The organism is Brachyspira sp. SAP_772 (assembly GCF_009755885.1).
Lineage (GTDB): Bacteria > Spirochaetota > Brachyspiria > Brachyspirales > Brachyspiraceae > Brachyspira.
Genome location: NZ_VYIX01000394.1, coordinates 1 through 506, shown reverse-complemented (window position 1 = coordinate 506; position 506 = coordinate 1). Strand labels below are relative to the sequence as shown.

The following is a 506-nucleotide window of genomic DNA, read 5'->3' as shown; positions in this document are numbered from 1 at the left end:
TTTTATCACTTGTATTAGTTCCGAAACGGGAATTCCCGTTTCGGAGCTTAATTCTTTACAAAATTCTTTTGTATTATTTAATCTTAAATAATCATTAATTTTTTTATTACAAGCCTTACATAAAGCTGTAGCATTAATATATCCATCAAAAGCTCTTTGATTTATAGTAACTTCTTCTACATTATGTTCTATAAAAGATAATTCATATTGCCCATTATTATATAATATTAAATTATTATCCATTTATAAAGCCTCCTTAATGAATATTAATAATTTTTTACTATATAATTTACTAATTATTCTATAAAGAAAATATAACAACTTATATAGATAAACCTTATTCATTATAATATAAAAATATATTAAACTATTTTTCAAAATTATCTATATATAAGTTTATACATTTTTTTATATTTTGAAACTATTTATAAGCGGTTTTTTCATATTTTTTATACAAATAATAAATATAAATAAAACAATAAACTAACTATCGTATAAATCTTTTT

The 506-nt window shown here is 18.4% G+C and carries 1 protein-coding gene; it reads right to left on the bottom strand.

Annotation, left to right across the window (positions count from 1 at the left end):
* Positions 1-243 (bottom strand): KilA-N domain-containing protein (locus GQX97_RS14710; protein ID WP_198391291.1); only part of this gene is annotated, 243 nt, incomplete at its 3' end.
* Between the last annotated feature and the right edge of the window lie 263 nt (positions 244-506).